This is a genomic window from Cyanobium sp. ULC065, assembly GCF_977927515.1.
This window is the reverse complement of sequence record NZ_OZ376393.1, coordinates 2,686,691-2,706,639: the sequence shown is the minus strand read 5'-3', so window position 1 is coordinate 2,706,639 and position 19,949 is coordinate 2,686,691. Positions and strand designations below refer to the sequence as shown.

The window sequence follows — 19,949 nt, the reverse complement described above, 5'->3', positions numbered from 1 at the left end:
GCGACGAGAAAGGACAGGAGGCCCGGATCGACGGGGCGGTGGCCGGGAATCAGCGGTCGGTGAGAGCCTGAAGAATCAAGGCCGGCTTGTAGAGAAGAAATCCAACAAGCGAAGGGACGATCTCCAGATATGGCAACCGGGAGGCTGCCAGCACAAGCACGATCGGCACAAGCAACTGGGACTTGCCGACCGCGCGTTTGTCGCCGCCGATGCGAGCGACACTGCGGGCAAGCATCCGCATGTAGAGCATGCCGGCCAGTGCGCCTACAGCGAGGCTCAAAGCCGTGGAACGATCGAACAGGAGGGCAGCAAGAACAACGGCAAACGCGGAAAGAATCAGCGTGGCCAGCTGAATGCGGCGCTGCAACCTGGCGTAGTCGTCCATACCGTTGGCCAGCGGGGCCTCGGCGGGGAGTGTTGCGTCAGGTTGAACCGGTTGGATCAGTAGCGGAACTTCCGAGGAACGCCCGGAGAGATCGCGCAGGAGCGCTGCCCGCAGATCATTGATTTCCTGAGGAGGAAAAACGTCTGTGATGGGCTCGAGGCTCAGGGCCTGACGGGAGCCGCCCGAAACACCCCCGGCAGGCATGCCGGATGTGATCTTGGACGCGTCGGGAAGAGCCTGCAAACGCTCCAAATCCATTGGAAAGGCGGCCGGAATCTATCACGGAGCCCGCACAGCTCCCTTGACGTTTCAGGCTGGCACTGGTGCGCTGAGCAACAGCAAACGGTGCTGCCAGAGCCAGCGGGCGACTCTGGCGACGCGGGCGGGCTCCCAGGCGAGCGGCAGTGCCGTGAGCGCCGTGTCCGGTGGCGCCTGCTCGATCTGGGTGAGCAGCTCCACGGCATCCGGAGTGAGATCGAGCGGCCGCAGATCGGGGTCCAGCAGGCTGGCACCTGGCCAACCCCAGAGGCAGGGGTTGCGGCAGCCGTGCGCAGCCAGCAGCGTGGCGTCGTCCTCCCAGGTCTGCCTGGGCAGCTCCCCACGGCTGAGGAAGAACTCGAAATGGCTGATGTCGGGATCGAGGGCCTCCACCAACGCCCAACGCTCCCGCTCGGGCAGGGCACGAGCGCGTTCGAGCAGTTCTCCTGACAACAGCCGGGCCGGATCCCAGACCTGGGGATTGGAGAAGCCAGCGAAACTCAGGTCGGCCTGATCGACGAAATCGAAGAGACGCTTGATGTCGTAACTGGTCTCCTGCGGGTGGAGATACATGTCCGCGAAGTTGACGTCGGCCGCCGTATCGAGTGCCCAACGCTGCTCATGGTGGAGACGCAGGCGGTTGGCTGGCGGCAGAGCATCGAACAGCTGGCGCCCCAGGCGCAGTCCTTCGCCATCGCCATTGACCCCCATCAGCGAGAGGGCGGCCTGAACACGGTGAATCTCCCAGCGCCCTCCATCGGCATAGAGGAAAAGGTGCAGGAGTCCGCCCGGGCGCAGCAACGCGGCCAGGGCCTTCAGGCCAGCTTCCGGTTGCCGCAGGTGGTGCAGCACTCCCACGGAATTGATCAGGTCGAAGGGGCCTTCGCCCTGGAGGTCCAGCAGGCTGCGTTGCTCGATCCGCAAGGAGCCGGCCACCCTGGTGCCGCCCGAGCGCTCCAACCGCCGGCGGGCCACCTCCAGCGTGCCAGGGCTGATGTCCACCGCGAGGATCTCTGCTCCAGGGTTGAGATGGGCGAGATAGTCGGTGCTCACGCCCGTACCGCAGCCCGCATCGAGCAGGCGCAGGGGCCCCGCCTGTTCCGGGAGCATCCCCGTGCAGGCGCTCACCACGCAGGGGTAGCACCAGCGCCAGTTGTACCCGGGCGGGGGGCCGTCCTGCAGGGGATCGCCGGGATAAGGGAAGCGGTCGTAGAAGGAGCGCACCGCCGGTGTGGCGGCATCGGCGACTGGCTCGGACACAGGCAAAGGCATGGAGAAGGGGAAAGGCGAGCTTTTCATGGCCGGGCCCAGCCTGTGCCCCTCGTGCCCTCAGGGCTGCAAACATTTGTCTATGGCGTTCAAAAGGGCCGGAAGCTGAGCCGTACCCTGGCCAGGCCTGGTACACGCCCCTCTCCATGACCGTGACCGCCAGCAGCGGCAGCAACAGGGTCAGCCCTCAGCGCTACGACACCCTGCCGCTCTCCAGCGTCCGTCAGGCGGAGCAGCAGGATCGCTTTCCCGAAAAGGGGGAGCTCGACACGCTCCTCACCTTCTTTCAGAGCGGCGCCACCCGCATGGAAGCGGCCCGCAGACTCTCGGCCAATGCGGATGCCATCGTCGCCAAGGCGGCCAACCGCATCTTCGCCGGCGGCACACCGCTCTCCTATCTCGATGAGCCGCTGACGCCCTTTGCGGTCACCGTGCCTGAACAGACCGTACTTGCCACCGACCAGGCCGCCTTCAGCCGTTCGGTGCGCACCTTTGCCCAGGGAACCGGCGGTAGTGGCCTGCTCGGGCGGGTGCTCGAGGGTCTGCAAGCCGACGCCGATGTACGGGTGGTGCTGCCCACGGGCTTCACGCCGATCAGCGTGGCTCGCTACGGCACTGAGCGGATGCGCAAGTCCCTGCGGGACATGGGCTGGTTCCTGCGCTACGTGGGATACGCCGTCGTGGCGGGGGATCCCAGCATCCTGGCGGTGAACACCCGGGGCCTCCGCGACGTCCTGGAGAAAGCCTGTTCCCTGGCCGCCACCAATGTGGCGCTGCAGGAAATGCGTGCAGCAGCGGCCAATCTTTTCCGGCAGGAATCAGAGGCCCGTCAGCTGGTGATCGACTGCTTCAACGTCCTGCTCAAGGAACTGGACGTTCCCACGCCTTCACCGCGCCAGCGCCTCGGCAGCCCGGAGAACCAGGGCCTGCAGCTGCCGGCGATCTACGCCCTCGCAGCCGAATCCCCCCAGCGCTTCGTGATGAAGCCAGGCCTCTCCGGGCGTGAGAAGGCCGAGGTGATCCGGGCCGCCTACCGCCAGGTCTTCGAACGCGACATCGTCAAGGGCTACTCCCAGGTGGTGTGCCCGGTGGAAGCCACCCAGCTGCGACAGGGCCAGCTGTCGATGCGCGATTTCATCCGCGCCCTCGGTCGCAGCAAGGAATACCGCCGCCAGTTTTACGGCAGGTTCTCCAACAGCCGGGTGGTGGAGCTGGCCTTCCGTCATTTCCTCGGACGCGGTGTCAGTTCGATTGAGGAGTTCCGCCGCTACTTCGCGATTGTCAGCGCCCAGGGCCTGGCCGGCCTGGTCGACTCCCTGATCAATTCCATGGAGTACGCCCAGGTGTTCGGGGAGGAAACGGTCCCTTACCTGCGCGATCTCGGTGAAGAAGCTCAGGAGAGTGCCGGCTGGGGTTCCAACCGCAAACTCTTCCGGTTCAGCGCCCCGTTCGAAGGCGCGCCTCAATACATCACCCTCTACGCCGCTTACAGGCAGCCTCTGCCCGACCAGCACGTCTATGGCGGCGGCAACGACCCTCTGGGCCTCACGTACGGGGCAATCTTTCCGTCGTCCACGGCCTCGGTGGCCACCCGGCCAGCGCCCTTCGGCTACGACACCCGCCGCATCCTGGTGGGCAACGGCATGAAGCAGCCGGGTCAGATGGACAGCCCCCAATTCCGCGCGTCCACTCCGCGCCGGGTGGGGCCGAAGGTGGTTCGCCTCCAGCAGATTTCCACCGGTGGCGCCTCCGTGCCCCGCCGAGGTGGAGAACCCAGCATTCGTGGCACCGAATCCAGCACCCAGGCGGTGATTCGTGCCGTCTACGTCCAGGTGCTCGGCACCGCTGGCTACCAGGGCGAACGACTCACCGTCGAAGAGATCAAGCTGGAGAACGGTGACATCTCCCTGAGGGAGTTCATTCGCCTGGTGGCGCGTTCGAATCCCTTCCGCCGCCGCTACTGGTCGGGTCTGTACATCACCAAAGCGATTGAGGTGATCCATCGACGTCTGCTCGGCCGGCCTACCTTCGGCCGCTGGGAGATCAACAGCTACTTCGACACAGCCGCTCGCAAGGGCTTCTACGGCGTCATCGACGCGATCCTTGAAAGCGCCGAATACAGCCAGTCCTTCGGTGAGGACACCGTTCCCTACGAGCGGTTTGTCACGCCGGCCGATCTCAACGCCCGTCGGGTGCCGAAGCTGAAGGTGCCTTACAACGCGGCAGCGGTTGTGGAGCTCACCCCTGTGCGCCGCCCCGAAACTGCCCGTAACGAGTCATTCCGCGGTAGCGGCGACCTCACCCAACGCAACCTGCCAGACCGTCGCCTGCAGCGCGTCGTGGGCGGCTGGAGCCCCAAGATCGCCGATGGCGAGCAGCCTGCTGCCCGTCCTTCGGTGGAGGGGCCCCAGAGCATCAAGCAGCCGCCGGAGCCCACCCGGCGCTGGAGTGCTGCACGTCAGCGCTTTGGCTACGCGGCTCCTGCCTGGTCACCCGCTCCCGCCCAGACCACGCGCCAGCTTTCTTCCCCGCCGGTGGGGGGCTGGTCTGCACGCCTGAGCGGCAATGGCGCCAGCTTCACCCAGGTTCGCGAACCCCAGGCCGCGATGGCGAACGCCCTCCAGGGTGCCCGTCCCCAGGGCTTCAGCCGCCGGCGTGGCATCGGCGCGCCGATCACCTGGCGGCCCGGAGCCAGCGAGTCTTCACTTCAGGCTGTGATTGCAGCCACCTACCGGCAACTGCTGAATCGCATGCCATTGGCCGCCGAACGGCTCGGCGACGCCGAATCCCAACTGCGTGATGGGCAGATCTCCCTGTCCGAGTTTGTCGGGATCGTCGCGTCCAGTGACCTGTTCCAGCAGCGCCTGAACCGCATGGCCCCGCTTCGCGCCGCCTCTGCGGCCTATCTCGCCCTGATGGGGCGGGCCGGTCAACCCAAAGAGGTGAGCGATTTCCTGGCCGTGCGCGGCAAGCAGGGTCAGACGACCGCTCTGGGCGCACTCCTCACCAGCGAGGAGTATGCCTCCCGCTTCGGCCGCGACACTGTTCCTTATCTCTGGGGCCTCAACACCGAGGACGGCATCCCATTGCCCACTGTGAACCGAACCGCTGCGCTCTACGCCGGCAACGCCGGACTCACCCCGCCCACCCGGGGCGCCATCTAAGCATCAAGCCCAGACACTGATTCAATCTCATCTGCGCCACCCTGCACCTCCTGGATCTCAATCCAGGAGGTTTTTTGTGCTTGGGTATCTATCTGGCCCAACCAAGTGCGCAGATCGAAGTGAAACCTTGGTCAAACTTCATGGGAGACCTCGCATGATCCTGACAAGTTGGGCTATCAACGTCCAACGGCAGCCAATGTTTTCCATGGAGTTTCCTGACAATGACCCCCAGGAACACGGCGTGATGGATCGGCGAAAATCGTTGCCCCACCTGGGATTTCGCGGTTCGCTCGCCGTGAAGAACTGTTACCGGGCCCAGGCCTGCGGTGGGTCTTGCCGCAGAATGATTCGGCGATCGGCAAGCACGATCGTCAGCCCACGCTTGCAACACCATTCGCTCTGGCCCTCAAAGCCATCGGACGTCGCAGGTCAGGGGGGCATCCCTTACCCACCGGATATCGGTCTCCATAACGGCGACCGCTTGTTTCGAGGCAGAACTGCATGAGCATCGTCTCCAACTCGATCATCAACGCGGACGCCGAAGCCCGCTATCTCAGCCCTGGCGAACTCGACCAGATCAAGTCTTTCGTAGCCGGCGGGCAGCGCCGTCTGCGGGTGGCTCAGGTCTTGAGCGAGAGCCGCGAGCGCATTGTGAAGCAGGCCGGCGGCGCCCTCTTTCAAAAGCGTCCCGACATCATCTCCCCGGGCGGCAACGCCTACGGAGAAGAGATGACAGCCACCTGTCTTCGGGACATCGACTACTACCTCCGTCTCGTGACCTACGGAATGGTCGCGGGAGACGTGACGCCCATCGAAGAGATCGGCATCATCGGTGCCCGCGAGATGTACAAGGCACTGGGCACACCGCTTGAGGCCATGGCCGAAGCCGTGCGGGAGCTCAAGAACGCCTCTCTCGGAATTCTCACGGGAGCCGATGCCGAAGAAGCTGGCTTCTACTTCGACTACGTCATCGGCGCCCTTTCCTGAGCGTTCGCCACACCCCCTGCCCACCGCCTCTTCCCCGGACACATGCAAGACGCGATCACCAACGTCATCAATCAGTCCGACGTTCAGGGCCTTTACCTGGACGATTCCTCCATCGGACGCCTTGAGCAGTATTTCGCCAGTGGCGAACTGCGTGTGAGGGCTGCTGCCACCATCAGCGCCAACGCCTCAGCGATCATCAAAGAAGCTGTGGCCAAGACGCTGCTGTATTCGGACATCACCCGTCCGGGCGGCAACATGTACACCACTCGGAGGTACGCCGCTTGCATCCGCGATCTCGACTACTACCTCCGTTACGCCACCTACGCCATGCTGGCTGGTGACACCTCCATCCTTGATGAGCGTGTCCTCAACGGCCTGAAGGAGACTTACAACTCTCTGGGTGTGCCCATCGGTGCCACGGTGCAGTCGATCCAGGCGATGAAGGAAACGGCAGCTTCTCTGGTCGGCGCTGATGCCGGTCGCGAGCTCGGCACCTACCTCGACTACATCAGTTCCGGCCTGGGCAACTGATCACCTCCCAAGGAACTCAGCGAGGGCTTCTTCATGCGTCTGTTCAAAATCACGGCCTGCATTCCATGCCCAGAAAAGGTGCGGAGTCAGAGGGAGTTGCAAAACACTTTCTTCACCAAGTGGGTGCCGTATGAAAGCTGGTTTGCTGAACAACAGCGAATCATGAAGCAGGGAGGCAAGATCCTCAAAGTTGAACTGGCTACCGGCCGTCGTCAGGTCAACGTCGGCAACTAAGCCTTAGTGTTGCTTCATCTGTAGTGGTCTTCACTGATCATTACCGTCACGTCCCGGCCCAGCCGGGCTTTTTTTTGTCCCTGCTGCACTGAAAAAGTCGCAGCGACACGGCTGAATGGGGAATGGTTTTCCCTTTCCACCCGTGCCAGGTTCTCTGACACCTCGCGCTAGGTCTGGCGCCAATGCGGCGGGATCCAAGGCGGGGACCCAGCGAACCGCTGGTTTCACCTGGGAACAGTGGCCTGCCGAAGCCCGTCTGCTGCTTGGCATGGTGGCGATCTGGAGCCTGGCGGGCCTGGTGATCCTGTCGTCTGCCAGTTGGTGGGTGGCGGAGCGTGAGATGGGCGACCCGGCCTTCTACCTCAAACGCCAGGCACTGTGGATGCTGGCGAGCTGGGTTCTGCTCTGGTTGTCGATTCGCACCCAGCTGAGACGCTGGTTGAGGCTGGCTGCCCCGGCCGTACTGATCGGTGGTGTGTTGATTTTCGCCACGCTGGTGGCGGGCAGCACCGTCAATGGGGCCAGTCGATGGTTGGTGTTGGGTCCCGTTCAGCTCCAGCCATCTGAACTGATCAAACCGTTCATCGTGCTGCAGGGGGCCTCACTCTTCGCTCACTGGAGCCGCATCGGCAACGACCAGAAGATGTTCTGGCTGGGCATTTTCAGCGTGATTCTGTTCCTGATCCTTCGGCAGCCAAACCTCAGCACCGCGGCACTCACTGGGTTGTTGCTCTGGCTGATGGCCCTGGCGGCGGGGCTCCCGTTGCTGGGATTGCTGGGCACCGCAGCAGCCGGCGGCATCACGGGTGTAGCGAGCATCCTGATCAACGAGTACCAGCGAGTCCGCGTGGTGTCGTTCCTGGATCCCTGGCGCGACGCTCAAGGTGATGGCTATCAACTCGTGCAGAGCCTGCTGGCCATCGGCTCTGGCGGTGTCCTCGGCGAAGGATTCGGTCTCTCCACCCAGAAGCTCCAATACCTTCCGATCCAGTCCACCGATTTCATCTTCGCCGTCTTTGCTGAGGAATTCGGCTACGTGGGGTCGGTGGTGATGCTGCTGTTCCTGTTGCTGTTCGGCTTCGTGGGGCTGAGGGTGGCCCTGGGCTGCCGCAGCAACCAGCAGCGCCTCGTGGCGATTGGTGCCACCACCTTGCTGGTCGGTCAATCTATCCTCAACATCGCCGTGGCCAGTGGCTCGATGCCCACCACCGGCCTGCCGTTGCCAATGATCAGCTACGGCGGCAACTCACTGCTGGCCAGCTTGTTGACAGCCGGATTGTTGATCCGCTGTTCCCTGGAATCAGCCGGCTTGGACCAACCCACTGGCCGGCGGCGACGCCAGGGCACTGACCGGTCGGCTGGCGACCTGGCCCACCATGCCCCGATAGGCTGACCATCCTTATCAGTGCCAGGCCAACCCCCTGGCCTTGCCAGCAAGCGGATGGATGCGGTGGGGTTCCAAGTCGCAGATCTGGCCCGCTGGGCGGAGGATCTGATCATCGGTTCGCTCAACGCACCAGGCCCTTCCACCCTGGTTCTGATCTTCGCCGCTGGTTTGCTCACAAGCCTGGGGCCCTGCTCCCTTTCGTTGCTGCCGGTCACGGTCGCCTACATGGCGGGGTTTTCAAGCAAAACTTCCAAGCCATGGCTGCTGAGTGCCTGCTTTGCCGGGGGGATCGTGCTCTCCCTCGTGATGCTGGGTCTCGCCAGTGCCGTTCTGGGGCGTCTCTATGGGCAGGTGCCAGGCTTTATCCCCACCGTGGTGGCTGTGCTCGCGGTGGTGATGGGGCTCAACCTGCTGGGCCTGTTGCGCCTTCCCCTGCCGGCTGGTCCTGACCCGGAACGTTGGCGCGGGCGCGTCCCGGCGCCGCTTGGCCCGGTGGCGGCCGGTGCGGCCTTTGGTCTGGCGGCCAGCCCCTGCACCACCCCTGTGTTGGCGGTGTTGCTGGGCTGGATGGCCCAGCAGGGCCGTCCGTTGGTGGGGATGGTGCTGCTCACCTGTTTTGGTGCCGGCCAGGTGCTCCCGTTGGTGCTGGCCGGTAGTGCCGCCGCCTCAATGCAGCGCTTGCTTGCGCTGCGCGCGCTCAGCCGTTGGGTGCCTCCGATCAGCGGCGTGGTGTTGATCACCAGCGGCGGACTGGCATTGTTGGCGCAGCTCTCGTGACTCCTTCTCCCGTTCAAATCCGCACACCGACCTGGCGGCGACTGCTCGCGTGGCTCTCCGACCTTCGCCTCGCCATCGGGCTGCTGCTGGTGATCGCCGCCACCAGCGCCATCGGCACGCTGATTCCCCAGCGTGAGGCCAGTGAGGCCTATCACCAGCTCTACGACCGCAAGCCCTGGTTGGGCGTGGTCACCGGCGACTGGATCCTGAAGCTGCAGCTCGACCACGTCTACGCCAGCAGCTGGTTCCTCGCTCTCCTGGCCTTGCTGGGCCTCTCGCTTGTGCTGTGCAGTTGGCGGAGACAATGGCCCGCCCTGCAGGCAGCGCTGCGCTGGGTCGACTATCACTCCCCGCGGCAGCTCAGCAAGCTCAGCCTGGCGGAAACCATTCCCAGCGCAGACCCGGACACCGACCTGCAGAACCTGCAACACCTGTTGCACACCAAGGGCTGGCAGTTGCAGGCGGCCAACGGTCGCCTGGCCGCCCGCAAAGGGGTGCTGGGCCGGGTGGGGCCACTTCTGGTGCACGCCGGCTTGGTGGTGCTGATGGTGGGTTCGGCCTGGGGCGCACTGGCGGGCCAGCGGCTGGAGCGCTATCTGGCGCCTGGCCGCGAGCTCGAGCTGCTCAACTCCAGAGGGGATAACCAGCTGACCGTGGCGCTCGAGCATTTCGAGATTGATCGTGATTCGGTCGGCCGCCCGGAGCAGTTCCGCTCCCAGCTCAAGCTGCTGGATTCCACCGGGGCGCCTGTGGAAGAAACCGAGATCAGCGTCAACCACCCGCTGCGCTTTCGGGGCATGACCGTCTATCAGGCCGACTGGTCACTGGCGGCGATCACGATTCAGCTGGGTCGCAGCCCCCTGCTGCAATTTCCGCTGCGCGCACTGCCCGAACTGGGCGAGCAGGTCTGGGGCCTGGCCGTCCCGACCCGCCCGGATGGCAGCGAACCGGTCCTGCTCACCCTCAGCAGCGAGCAGGGCCCCGTGGAGGTTTACGCAGCTAACGCTCAACCCATCGGCCGGCTGAGCCCCGGCGGCGCTCCGATCGACATCAACGGGTTATCCCTGCGCGTGGCCGAGGTAATGCCTGCAAGCGGCCTTTTGCTCAAGAAAGATCCAGGTGTGCCACTGGTCTACGGCGGTTTTGCGATTGCCCTCGCCGGCGGCGCGCTGAGCCTGATCGCCACACGCCAGCTCTGGGGCATCTCCGACCCGGCACACGATCAGCTGCACGTGGGTGGCCTCTGCAACCGCAATCTCACGGCGCTGGCCGGGGAGCTGCCGGCCTTGCTCCTGGAGATTCGTCAGCTGCGCCCTTCCACCGGCGAAGCCAAGGAGCAGGGGCAACCGCAAACGGTCTGAAACTCAGGGCCGGGGTACGCCCAGGAGCTGGCCCTCAGGGCCGGCTCCGGAGAGAGCAGCGCTTCCAGCCGTCGGGTCAGCAGGGCAGCCGAACGCCGTGGCTGACCCGGATCACAGTGTGGACATTGCCTCGGGGATTGAAATCGGCTTCCAGCTGCATCCAGAGCGGATCGCTGGCAGCCACGAGGTCGTCAAGGATTCGGTTGGCCACTTCCTCATGGGAAATGCTGCGGTCACGCCAGCTGTTGACGTAGAGCTTGAGCGCCTTGAGCTCCAGCACCTTGGCGCCCGGCTGGTACAGCAGGCGCAGCACAGCGAAGTCGGGGTACCCGGAAAAGGGGCACTTGCAGGTGAACTCGGGCAGCTCGATCGCCACTTCGTAGGCGCGACCCGGCCGGGGATTGTCAAAACCGATCAACTGGGACTCGGCGATCACCCGCTCGCCGTAATGCGGAGTGGTGGTGGCCGGTGGGGTGGGCAGGGTCACGGCAGCAGGGCTGGGGAAAGGCCTGTCCCGGCTTTGCTGTAGGCAGCTCGGGCCCACCGGTAGTGGAGCACAGGGCCAGCAGGCACGGGTGAGCGGGTTGTGGGGGAATGCTACAAAGACAGGCCGTTCACAACGATTTACGAAGATGAAAGGAAAATGTTCGTCGCGAACAGTGCGAACTTGCTAGAAAGGCATCGAAGGACAAACCGTTGACCAGGTGAGGGGCGATCCGCTCTCCACCCCTGTCGGAAGTAGCCCCACCGCGAGGCGAAGCAACGCTCCTTCCCACGAAGCGGCACCAGCCAGCGGGCTGGTGATCCCCACCCTCTTCGAGGCCATCCATCATGACCAAGACCCAACTCGTCTACCGCGGCGTCGCCTACGACGGTACCCAACACGCTGAACTCCCGGCCCAGCCCGTTGAGCACGTCTATAGAGGCGTTCACTACCGCGAGGCCCTGCGTCACGAGCCCACCCAGCCCGACGAAGCACTTGAGCTTCACTACCGCGGCCATGCCTATCACCACAGGCGCGCCGAAGCCGCCCGCCAGGTGAACGCCGGCTGAACGCTGACACGGGGATCTCCCCGTAGCAACTGCTACACCGGAGCCCTGCAGGCTCGGGCCTAATGGCCTGAGTTGCAGGGTCTTTTCATGGATCTCGCTCTTACGTCCACCAGCGATGGGGGCTTCAGGCTGGGCCCTCAATCGGCCATCGGTATGTTGTGGTTGCAAACCCACTTCGAAATCGAGCACTGGTCGCTGTTGGCCGCTGGTCAAATCCAAGTGGACGGATCCTCTGCGGATCTGCTCTGCGAGGATGCCAGGGCCGCTGGGTTGCTTGTCTGTCGCACCCCTATCCTGCCTGTCTCGATCCAATCTTCAAACTAACCTTTTCGTTCTGAAATCTCAGGAGAATTCATGAAAAAAGTTGAGGCCATCATCCGTCCCTTCAAGCTCGAGGATGTCAAAGTTGCGTTGGTGAATGCGGGCATCGTTGGCATGACCGTGAGTGAGGTCAGGGGTTTTGGCCGTCAGAAGGGCCAGGTGGAGCGCTACCGCGGCTCCGAGTTCACAGTGGAGTTCCTCCAGAAGCTGAAGCTGGAAGTGGTGGTTGAAGACGAAAATGTGGACACAGTGGTGACCGCCATTCAGGACGCCGCACGCACCGGAGAGATTGGCGATGGCAAGATCTTCATTAGCACCATTGGCACCGTGATCCGGATTCGCACCGGCGATCGCGACAGCACGGCAATCTGAAGCATCGCTTCAGCTGTTGGATTCAGCTGACCTGAAGCTCACCTTCAGGTCAGCGCCGATGAAGGGCAAGCACTGAGTTCAGTGCAGTGTCCATTTCACGATCCTTTCAATAGCGGCAGCCTCAAGTGTTCCACCTGCCGCTGCGAGTTCCCTCTGCTGGCCAATCGCATCATCTGAGGGAGCATTGATCTCAGAACTCTCACCATGGCGCGTAGGCCAGGCGTCTGATGTCCGCTCAGCGTCGGGTGATTGCTCATCAACGGATGACTGTTCACCGCCATGCGGCGCTTCAGCAGCGTTTGGAGACTCTGCCGTGGAAACAAGCTGAGCCTCCCTTCCAATCGCAGCCGAATTTACACCCGCAGCCAGCTTTGCACTCTCAGCGAGCTCTGCAATCTCGGCGGCCCTTGCACGCTCAGCGGGCACTGCATTCCCAGCCTTGATCCTTGGCTCTCCGTGTTCTGAGCGCTCTAGGTGCTGTGGGTGACCACACTCTTCTGAGAGCACGCCCGTTTGTGAGCACTCGGCAGTTCCCATCAGCCCAGTGTTCCTGAGGGGTTCGTCCCCTGCAGCGCTGCTGCTCGCGAAGGATTGGGGGCGAAGCCAGAGCAGGTATTCGTGATTGCCGGCGGGCCCCGTGAGCGGCGAGGCCACCAGACCCGCTGCGCTCCAGCCGCAGGGCAGCGCCGCCGCAATCACCGCTGAAATTGCATCCACGTGGGCGCGGGGATCGCGCACCACCCCACCTTTGCCGACCCGCTCGCGCCCCACTTCGAACTGGGGTTTCACCAGCACCACCGCTTCAGCCGCATCGCTGCGCAGCAAGCCGCGCAGTGCAGGCAGCACCCGCGCCAACGCAATAAAGGAAAGATCCGCCACACCAAGGTCGGGCCAGGGATCCTCCGGTCGATAGAGGTCGGCGGGATCGAGGTGCCTCAGGTTTGTGCGCTCCCGCAGCACCACGCGTTCATCGCTGCGCAGCGACCAGGCGGTCTGTCCGTAGCCCACATCGATGCCGTAGACCCTGGCGGCACCGTTCTGCAGCAAGCAATCGGTGAAACCACCTGTGGAGATGCCTGCATCGAGGCAGATGCGGCCACGCAATGCCAGCGGGAAAGCCTGGAGCGCCGCGGCCAGCTTCTCGCCGCCGCGGGACACAAAACGGGGCGGGGCTTCGAGCTCAGGCACCAGCTCCTTGTCGACTTCCTGCCCCGGCTTGTCGAGCACGTGGCCCTGCAGCCGCACCCGGCCGGCGCGGATCAGCTGCTGGGCCTGATGGCGGCTGGTCACCAGACCCAGCTCGACCAGCAGCAGATCAAGGCGTTGTTTTCTGCCCATGACGCCTTGGCTCTGGGTATATCCGACTGGGATCCCCGGCGGATCTGAGGCCATCCAACCACGCCGGGACCAGCTGGCCAGCGCCCGCAAGAGTGTTGAAGCGCCACCGGACGCTGCGGCACGGAGGCCAGAGGACTGCCCCATAGATTGGCCAGGTGTGCCTGCGCCGTGGAGCCTTGATCGAGCGTTACACCCTGCCCGAAATGGGCGCTCTGTGGAGCGAAGAGGCCAAGTTCCAGGGATGGCTGGATGTGGAGCTGGCCGCCTGCGAAGCCAACTGCACCCTCGGCCGGGTGCCCGCTGAGGCCATGGCCGAAATCCGTGCCAAGGCCCGCTTTGAGGTGCCGCGCATCCTGGAGATCGAGGCAGAGGTGCGTCACGACGTGATCGCCTTTCTCACCAACGTGAATGAGCACGTGGGGCCTGCGGGGCGCTACATCCATGTGGGCATGACCAGCTCGGACGTGCTTGATACCGGGCTCGCCCTGCAGATGAAGCGCTCGGTACGCGTGCTGCTGCAAGAGATGGAGGCCTTGGTGGAAGCGCTGCGGCAGCTGGCGTGCGCCCATAAGGACACCGTGATGATCGGGCGCTCCCATGCCATCCACGGCGAACCGATCACCTTCGGCTTCAAGGTGGCGGGTTGGCTGGCCGAAAGCCTGCGCAACCGCCAGCGCCTGCAGCAGCTCGAGACCACGGTGTCCGTGGGCCAGGTGAGCGGGGCGATGGGCACCTATGCCAACACTGATCCCCAGGTGGAGGCTCTGGCCTGCGCCAGCCTGGGGCTGGAGCCGGATACGGCCAGCACGCAGGTGATCAGCCGGGATCGCCATGCGGAGTATGTGCAGACCCTGGCACTGGTGGGGGCCTCCCTGGAGCGCTTCAGCACCGAGATCAGGAATCTGCAGCGCACTGATGTGCTTGAGGTGGAAGAGAACTTCGCCAAAGGGCAGAAAGGCAGTTCAGCGATGCCCCATAAGCGCAACCCGATCCGCAGCGAACGCATCAGCGGGCTGGCCCGCGTGCTGAGGAGCTACACGGTGGCGGCGTTGGAAAACGTGGCGCTTTGGCATGAACGTGACATCAGTCATAGCTCCGTGGAGCGAATGATGCTGCCGGATTGTTCCTGCACCTTGCATTTCATGTTGCGTGAAATGACGGAGGTGGTCCAAGGGCTGGGTGTCTATCCCGACAACATGACCCGCAATCTTCACATCTACGGAGGCGTTGTGTTCAGCCAACGGGTGCTGCTGGCACTGGTGGAGCATGGGCTCAGCCGTGAGCAGGCCTATCAGCTGGTGCAGCGCCATGCCCACAGCGCCTGGAACACCGAGGGCGGGAATTTTCGCGCCAACCTGCTGGCCGACCCCGAGGTGACAGGCGTGTTGAGCACTGCCGAACTGGACATGTGCTTCTCCACCGATCTGCACCGCGCCCAGCTCGGGGTGATCTGGGCCCGACTAGGCCTGGACGACTGAGGTGTGCGCCCGTTCTTGCAAGCGGGGCGCACACGCAGAATTGCTCACGGAAACCCAAAAGGAGACGCCCGGATGCCATTTTCGTTGTATTGGGCGTCGTAGTATTGCTCCCCTGACGACCAGTCAACTACTATGTGTCAACGCGTTATCTCAATGACTTCACTCTTTATTGCTGGTTTCCGCCAGCAATTTTGTTGACCGCGGGGATGCATTAAGCAACTGATCGGGCGACCAGTCGCCCGGGATTGAGGTGGAGACCACAGTCGCTCATGTTCATGACCTCATGCCAGCGCCTGAGTTGCGCCAAGGTAAGCAAGATGCTGCCGATGCCTGCGATGGTAAGCAAGGCATTGAAAATCGTCCTGATTTGAGGGCATGTTCATCCCCTTCCGAACTCTCCTGCGACGAAGCAGGTGGCGCGACCTGCCATTGCTGTGGATGGACCATTGGATGATCCGGGTTGGCTGCGCCAAGTCGTAGGCGCCTGCCTATAGCCGTCCCACTTCCCGCTAAAGGGTGAACATCCTTTTCGCGCAATCAAGTAGTCGTTCGGCTTTGGGAGGATCTACGTGGGGTTGCTCAAAACCAGCTGCCAGTTGAGCGTGTTGGCCGCCTTGATCAATCTGTGTTTGGTGCGTCCCAGGTTTCTCGGCAGGTCATTCTCGGTCAAATGGTGTGTCCATCAGTGCTGATAAAGGCAAGAAAAAAGGAGCATTCGTTCGAAGAAGCTGACATCACTACAGTCAACTCTTGGCCTGCAGCGTGAAGGGCCGCCGCGAGCATTGTTGGGTTACAAGTATTGCTTGCAGACTTGATTGCCTGGATTTTTCTTGGCAGGTGCCTTGATTGCCACTCTCAAAGCCGCGCGTGTCAGTCAGTATTCGCCTGCTGTGCCAGAACGAGCCCCAGAGCGATCCAGAGCAGCACAAGCACCAGGCAGAGGGAGGTCCAGGCCGGCAGTCCCCAGCCCACCACCACCAGCGGGGCCACCACGGTGATCACGCCACCGGCCAGCAGGGGCTGCAGCAGCAATTGCTTGATCGAAAAGGCCGTCACTGCTTCGCTGCGATCGTCCGGGTCGGCCATGCGCAGCAGCAACAGGCCGCTGGCGGCCACGCCGGTGGCCTGGCCGAATTCCAGAATCGCCCGCTCGAACCAGTCGGCCGGCAGGATCCGCGGAGCCAGCAGCAGCACCACCGCCAGGTTCCAGAACAGGCCCGCCAGCGCCAGCACCGTCAGTGGCAGCCAGTCGGCGGCCAGCAGCCGCAGGTCGAGGCAGGCCGTGGCTGCCGTGATCAGCAGGTCCGCCGCCAGCGTGCCGGTCTGGCTCTGGATCGGTGTGGACACCCAGCGCTCCTGGCCGCTTTTCTCCAGGGCCAGCCGCACCAGCAGCGACCCCACCAGCGCCAGCGGGAACACCGGCAGGGCGTCGATCACCATGGCGAACACCCCACCGCTGCGATCGGCACCCCAGCGCAGCGCAGCTAGCAGACAGCACCCAATCGCCACAGCGATGCCCGCCAGGGCCATGTTCACCGCCCAGTCGGCCCCTTGCCGCCACCAGGCCGGCAGTTCCAGTGTTCCTTCCTCAAGGGGTTGGTCGGCAGGGATTGCCTCCAGCGGTGGGGTCTCCTCTAGCACAATCTCCACGGCCTCCTGCAGCGGAATCGCCGCGCCGAAGCTGAGCCAGCCCCGTGCCCGCGCCAGCACCACCACCAGCCCGCCCACCACGGTGGAGGCCAGCAGCCCCACGGTGGCCATTGCCAGCCCCAGGGCCTGACCGCCCTCCAGTCCCAGGCGTTCGTAGGTGGGGCCCATCGCCGCCGCCGAGCCATGCCCGCCCTCGTAGGCGACCTCGATCAGCAGGGCCATCACAGGACTCGTGCCCAGCAGGGGCTGCAGCACGAGCAGCACCGCCAGCCCGCCCACCAGGAACTGGCCGAAGGCGAGCGTGAGGGCCATCAGCACCTGCCCGGAAAGCGGTCGCCACAGCCCGCCCAGCTTTGGCAACGGCTTGCCCAGCAGCAGGCTGGCGAACACCAGCGTGAGGAGTGGCAACGGCAACTGGTTCCAGAGGTCGATCACCGGTTGTGGTACCAGTGGCAGCAGCCCTGCCGGGGCCACCAGCAGCCCGAGGCCGCCGGCCAGCAACGCCTCCGGCAGGCCCCAGCGCTTCATACCGAGCCGGTTGCCGATCAGGCGCCCCAGCAGCAGCAGCACCACCAGCACCACCAGCGCCAGCAGCGGCCAGTGCCAGCCCCGCAGCAGCGATTCCACAGCGTCCGGAAGCCTCACAGGCCGAACTGCCGGCGGAAGAAGGCCTCGGTGGCCTCCAGCACCTCGATGCGCACCTCCGGGCGGCGAAAGCCATGGCCTTCACCGGCGAACCGACGCACCTCCACTGGCAGGCCGTTGGCCGCGAGGGCCGCAGCCATGGCGTCGGTCTGCTCGGGTGGCACCACCTCGTCGTCGAGGCCCTGGAAAAAGATCACCGGGCAGCGCATCTGGCCGGCATGGTGCAGCGGCGAGCGCTGCGCATAGAGCGCCTGCGCCGCCGGCCACGGGCCCACCAGGTCCTCGAGATAACCGGCCTCGAAGCGATGGGTGCTGCGCACCAGCGCCGCCAGATCGGCCACGCCGTAGCGGCAGGCCCCGGCGCGGAACACATCGGTGAAGCAGAGCGCCGCCAGGGTGGTGAATCCGCCGGCGCTGCCGCCCTCGATCGCGAGACGCTCTGGGCTCGCCGCACCCGCCGCCACCAGCGCGGTGGCCGCCGCGGCGCAGTCGCTCACGTCCACCACACCCCATTGGCCGGCGAGACGATCGCGGTAGGCCCTGCCGAAGCCCGTGGACCCGCCGTAGTTCACGTCCACCACGCCCCAGCCGCGGCTGGTCCAGAACTGAACCGCCAGATTCAGCCCCGTGCCGGCCATGGCGGTGGGCCCGCTGTGACTCTTCACAAGCAAGGGGGCCAGCGGCTGGGCGCCGCCGATCGGCGGGTAGTACCAGGCGTGGGTGGGCAGGCCGCCGTGCCCCTTGAACCAGAGCGCCTGCGGGGTGCTGATCGCTTCCGCCGCCAGGGGGGGCGTTCCCGCTGGGGCCGCTGCTGCTTCGCCGCCGCCCGCTGGGGTGTGGCTCCAGCTGCCGTGGTGAAGATCGATCTCCAGCAGGCCCTGTGGGGTGACGGCATCGGCGGCCACGACCACCACCCGGCCGCCGCCGGCACTGAGGCCATCGAGTGCGTCGAAAGGCTGGGCGAGCGGCTGCCAGCGCCCCTCGGCGGCGCCTGGCTCCGGCAGGGCGATGGTGCCGAGCTCCCAGCGGCCGGCCCGGCAGACCGCCGCCACCAGTTGCTGGCCATCCCAGCCCGTGGTGCGCCGCCCGTACACCCAGGCCGGGAGACCGAATTCCGCCTCCATCGGCAACAGCGGCTGCCAGTGCAAGGCAGTGGTGGGGGGTAGGGCGGCCACAGTTAGGGGCAGCGGCCCGGCCGCCACCGAGGGCTCCACCGCCGCCAGGCGCTCTGCCGCCGGCAGGCGCTCCAGGTTCCACCAGCCGCTGCGGTCCGTGGCCACCACCAGGTCGCCAGTCGGCAGCCAGAGCGGTTGCACCACCGACACATCGGCGGCGGTGGGCCCGGTGGCGGCACCCCCGGCCAGCGGCCGGCAGTCGTGCAACACCCCGCTGGGGTCAAAGCGGCCCAGCCACAGCTGGCTGCGGTCCCAGGGCATGAACGGCTGCTGCCATTCCACCCAGGCCAGATGGCTGCCATGGGGGCTGAGCACGGCGCTGCCGCAGAAGTCGGTGGGCTGGTGCAGGAGCACGGGCTCTCCGCCCGCCAGCGGCACGGCCACCAGCTGATCGACGCCATCACACTCCATGACGCCGATCCAGCGCTGGCGCGGGCCGTCGATCAGGCCGTCGGCGAAAGCCCGGGCCGCTGGTGCAGTGAGCCGCCTCGGCTCCGGCAGCAGCGGCGGCGATGGCGATGCCGCTGGCGAAGACTCCACCTTCTCTGGCAGGAGCAGGCTCCCCTCCTGCAACACAGGGTGCACCGCCGGCAACTCCAGCGCCCACAGGCAGCGGTCGCCGTCGTTGACGAACACCACGGTGGTGCCGCCGGCCACGCTTCCCACCGCCACCACACCGCCGCCATAGGTGTGCACCCGGCTGCGCAGGTTCCAGGGGGCGGGGGTGAGCTCCTGGCTGGGGCCACCGGGCCGCTGGCGCCACAGCAGGGTGACGCGGCCCTGCTCCAGGGGCCGTTGCTCCAGCCAGAACAGCTCCTGTCCGTGCAGCAGCGGCTCCTTCACCGTGGGTGCCGCCTCCACCGCCACCCGGGCCGGCAACGCTGCGGGCTCGGCCGGGCTCCAGTTCCCCCCCACACGCACCTTCTAGAATTCACCCATCGTTTCAGGTGATGCCTTGGCCAGCAGCTTCGCCAAAATGGCCCGCCAGGCGGAGCTCACCAGCCGTGGGGTTCACGTCTCCAAGGAGGTGCTGGATCACCCCCCGCTGACCATTCACACCCTCGGCGATGCCGCGCTGCGCCAACCGGCCAAACGCATCAGCAAGGTGGATGAAGCGGTGCGGGATCTCGCCCGCGACATGCTCCGCAGCATGTATGCCGCCCATGGCATCGGTGTGGCCGCGCCCCAGGTGGGTGTCCACAAGCAGCTCGTGGTGATCGATCTCGATCCCGAGAACCCGGCCACCCCGCCCCAGGTGTTCATCAACCCCGAGATTGGCGCCACCAGCGGCTCGCTCACCACCTATGAAGAAGGTTGCCTGAGCATTCCCGGCGTGTATCTGCAGGTGGTTCGTCCCACCACCGCCGAGGTGAGCTTCCGTGACGAGCACGGCAGGCCCCGGCGGATCAAGGCCGATGGCCTGCTGGCCCGCTGCCTGCTCCATGAGATGGACCATCTCCATGGAGTGCTGTTCGTCGACCGCGTCACCGATGAACTGAGCCTCAACGATGGGCTCAAGGAGCACGGGTTCGAGCGCGCCGCCGTCCACTCCCTGCGCTGACGC

The 19,949-nt window shown here is 65.0% G+C and carries 16 protein-coding genes and 1 pseudogene; 11 read left to right on the top strand and 6 right to left on the bottom strand.

Going from position 1 to position 19,949, the window contains the following annotated elements; all coding sequences use genetic code 11:
• Positions 1 to 49: 49 nt before the first annotated feature.
• Both ACXMDP_RS13425 and ACXMDP_RS13420 read right to left on the bottom strand, forming a co-directional pair.
• Positions 50 to 643, bottom strand: a complete 594-nt coding sequence (locus tag ACXMDP_RS13425; protein ID WP_259729786.1) for an ATP synthase subunit I — start codon at positions 641 to 643, stop codon at positions 50 to 52.
• 51 nt (positions 644 to 694) lie between these two features.
• The gene (locus ACXMDP_RS13420; protein WP_259729785.1) at positions 695 to 1,915 is read right to left on the bottom strand and encodes a class I SAM-dependent methyltransferase; all 1,221 of its coding nucleotides are present in this window, start codon (positions 1,913 to 1,915) and stop codon (positions 695 to 697) included.
• 143 nt (positions 1,916 to 2,058) lie between these two features.
• Here ACXMDP_RS13420 and ACXMDP_RS13415 point away from each other — a divergent pair, with 143 nt between their 5' ends.
• The 7 genes from ACXMDP_RS13415 to ACXMDP_RS13385 all read left to right on the top strand — a co-directional run bounded on the left by ACXMDP_RS13415 (position 2,059) and on the right by ACXMDP_RS13385 (position 10,353).
• The gene (locus ACXMDP_RS13415; protein ID WP_259729784.1) at positions 2,059 to 5,076 is read left to right on the top strand and encodes a phycobilisome rod-core linker polypeptide; all 3,018 of its coding nucleotides are present in this window, start codon (positions 2,059 to 2,061) and stop codon (positions 5,074 to 5,076) included.
• 501 nt (positions 5,077 to 5,577) lie between these two features.
• Positions 5,578 to 6,063, top strand: a complete 486-nt coding sequence (locus ACXMDP_RS13410) for a globin family protein (protein ID WP_094512735.1) — start codon at positions 5,578 to 5,580, stop codon at positions 6,061 to 6,063.
• 42 nt (positions 6,064 to 6,105) lie between these two features.
• Entirely contained in the window at positions 6,106 to 6,594 is a 489-nt protein-coding gene (gene apcB / locus ACXMDP_RS13405) for an allophycocyanin subunit beta (RefSeq protein WP_094512736.1), read from the top strand.
• A gap of 33 nt (positions 6,595 to 6,627) precedes the next feature.
• A complete protein-coding gene (locus tag ACXMDP_RS13400) occupies positions 6,628 to 6,828 on the top strand; it encodes a phycobilisome linker polypeptide (protein WP_094512737.1) in 201 nt (66 codons plus the stop codon).
• Between the two features lie 115 nt (positions 6,829 to 6,943).
• Positions 6,944 to 8,221, top strand: a complete 1,278-nt coding sequence (locus ACXMDP_RS13395) for an FtsW/RodA/SpoVE family cell cycle protein (protein WP_259729783.1) — start codon at positions 6,944 to 6,946, stop codon at positions 8,219 to 8,221.
• Positions 8,222 to 8,269: 48 nt separating this feature from the next.
• The gene (locus tag ACXMDP_RS13390; RefSeq protein WP_094512739.1) at positions 8,270 to 8,992 is read left to right on the top strand and encodes a cytochrome c biogenesis CcdA family protein; all 723 of its coding nucleotides are present in this window, start codon (positions 8,270 to 8,272) and stop codon (positions 8,990 to 8,992) included.
• The gene (locus tag ACXMDP_RS13385; protein ID WP_259729782.1) at positions 8,989 to 10,353 is read left to right on the top strand and encodes a cytochrome c biogenesis protein ResB; all 1,365 of its coding nucleotides are present in this window, start codon (positions 8,989 to 8,991) and stop codon (positions 10,351 to 10,353) included. The genes ACXMDP_RS13390 and ACXMDP_RS13385 overlap by 4 nt, the downstream gene beginning before the upstream one ends.
• 76 nt (positions 10,354 to 10,429) lie before the next feature.
• Here ACXMDP_RS13385 and queF read toward each other — a convergent pair whose 3' ends face one another.
• The gene (gene queF / locus ACXMDP_RS13380; RefSeq protein WP_094512819.1) at positions 10,430 to 10,834 is read right to left on the bottom strand and encodes a preQ(1) synthase; all 405 of its coding nucleotides are present in this window, start codon (positions 10,832 to 10,834) and stop codon (positions 10,430 to 10,432) included.
• A gap of 350 nt (positions 10,835 to 11,184) precedes the next feature.
• On the opposite strand from queF, the gene ACXMDP_RS13375 reads away from it, so the two are divergent.
• Together ACXMDP_RS13375 and ACXMDP_RS13370 are read left to right on the top strand one after the other, a co-directional pair.
• Positions 11,185 to 11,406, top strand: a complete 222-nt coding sequence (locus ACXMDP_RS13375) for a DUF4278 domain-containing protein (protein ID WP_094512741.1) — start codon at positions 11,185 to 11,187, stop codon at positions 11,404 to 11,406.
• A 354-nt stretch (positions 11,407 to 11,760) separates the two neighbouring features.
• Positions 11,761 to 12,099, top strand: coding sequence for a P-II family nitrogen regulator (locus tag ACXMDP_RS13370; protein ID WP_094512742.1), 339 nt, complete (start codon positions 11,761 to 11,763; stop codon positions 12,097 to 12,099).
• 582 nt (positions 12,100 to 12,681) lie between these two features.
• Here the strand turns inward: ACXMDP_RS13370 and ACXMDP_RS13365 are convergent.
• Positions 12,682 to 13,437: pseudogene (locus ACXMDP_RS13365) on the bottom strand (TlyA family RNA methyltransferase); the annotation flags it as partial.
• Positions 13,438 to 13,613: 176 nt separating this feature from the next.
• Here ACXMDP_RS13365 and purB point away from each other — a divergent pair.
• Positions 13,614 to 14,915, top strand: coding sequence for an adenylosuccinate lyase (purB, locus tag ACXMDP_RS13360; RefSeq protein WP_259729781.1), 1,302 nt, complete (start codon positions 13,614 to 13,616; stop codon positions 14,913 to 14,915).
• An 870-nt stretch (positions 14,916 to 15,785) separates the two neighbouring features.
• On the opposite strand, the gene ACXMDP_RS13355 is transcribed toward purB, so the two are convergent.
• Both ACXMDP_RS13355 and ACXMDP_RS13350 read right to left on the bottom strand, forming a co-directional pair.
• Positions 15,786 to 17,210: a sodium/glutamate symporter gene (locus ACXMDP_RS13355; RefSeq protein ID WP_259729780.1), complete on the bottom strand. Its 1,425-nt coding sequence runs from the start codon at positions 17,208 to 17,210 to the stop codon at positions 15,786 to 15,788.
• The gene (locus ACXMDP_RS13350) at positions 17,207 to 19,300 is read right to left on the bottom strand and encodes a prolyl oligopeptidase family serine peptidase (protein ID WP_457766945.1); all 2,094 of its coding nucleotides are present in this window, start codon (positions 19,298 to 19,300) and stop codon (positions 17,207 to 17,209) included. The genes ACXMDP_RS13355 and ACXMDP_RS13350 overlap by 4 nt, the downstream gene beginning before the upstream one ends.
• 40 nt (positions 19,301 to 19,340) lie before the next feature.
• On the opposite strand from ACXMDP_RS13350, the gene def reads away from it, so the two are divergent.
• A complete protein-coding gene (gene def / locus ACXMDP_RS13345; RefSeq protein WP_259729778.1) occupies positions 19,341 to 19,946 on the top strand; it encodes a peptide deformylase in 606 nt (201 codons plus the stop codon).
• Positions 19,947 to 19,949 lie beyond the last annotated feature (3 nt).

Coding starts and splice junctions, on each gene's coding strand:
- ACXMDP_RS13370 (WP_094512742.1), top strand. CDS start 11,761: ATGAAAAAAGTTGAGGCCATCATCCGTCCCTTCAAGCTCGAGGATGTC.
- ACXMDP_RS13390 (WP_094512739.1), top strand. CDS start 8,270: ATGGATGCGGTGGGGTTCCAAGTCGCAGATCTGGCCCGCTGGGCGGAG.
- ACXMDP_RS13420 (WP_259729785.1), bottom strand. CDS start 1,915: ATGCCTTTGCCTGTGTCCGAGCCAGTCGCCGATGCCGCCACACCGGCG.
- ACXMDP_RS13375 (WP_094512741.1), top strand. CDS start 11,185: ATGACCAAGACCCAACTCGTCTACCGCGGCGTCGCCTACGACGGTACC.
- ACXMDP_RS13395 (WP_259729783.1), top strand. CDS start 6,944: ATGGGGAATGGTTTTCCCTTTCCACCCGTGCCAGGTTCTCTGACACCT.
- ACXMDP_RS13410 (WP_094512735.1), top strand. CDS start 5,578: ATGAGCATCGTCTCCAACTCGATCATCAACGCGGACGCCGAAGCCCGC.
- apcB (WP_094512736.1), top strand. CDS start 6,106: ATGCAAGACGCGATCACCAACGTCATCAATCAGTCCGACGTTCAGGGC.
- ACXMDP_RS13425 (WP_259729786.1), bottom strand. CDS start 643: ATGGATTTGGAGCGTTTGCAGGCTCTTCCCGACGCGTCCAAGATCACA.
- ACXMDP_RS13400 (WP_094512737.1), top strand. CDS start 6,628: ATGCGTCTGTTCAAAATCACGGCCTGCATTCCATGCCCAGAAAAGGTG.
- ACXMDP_RS13415 (WP_259729784.1), top strand. CDS start 2,059: ATGACCGTGACCGCCAGCAGCGGCAGCAACAGGGTCAGCCCTCAGCGC.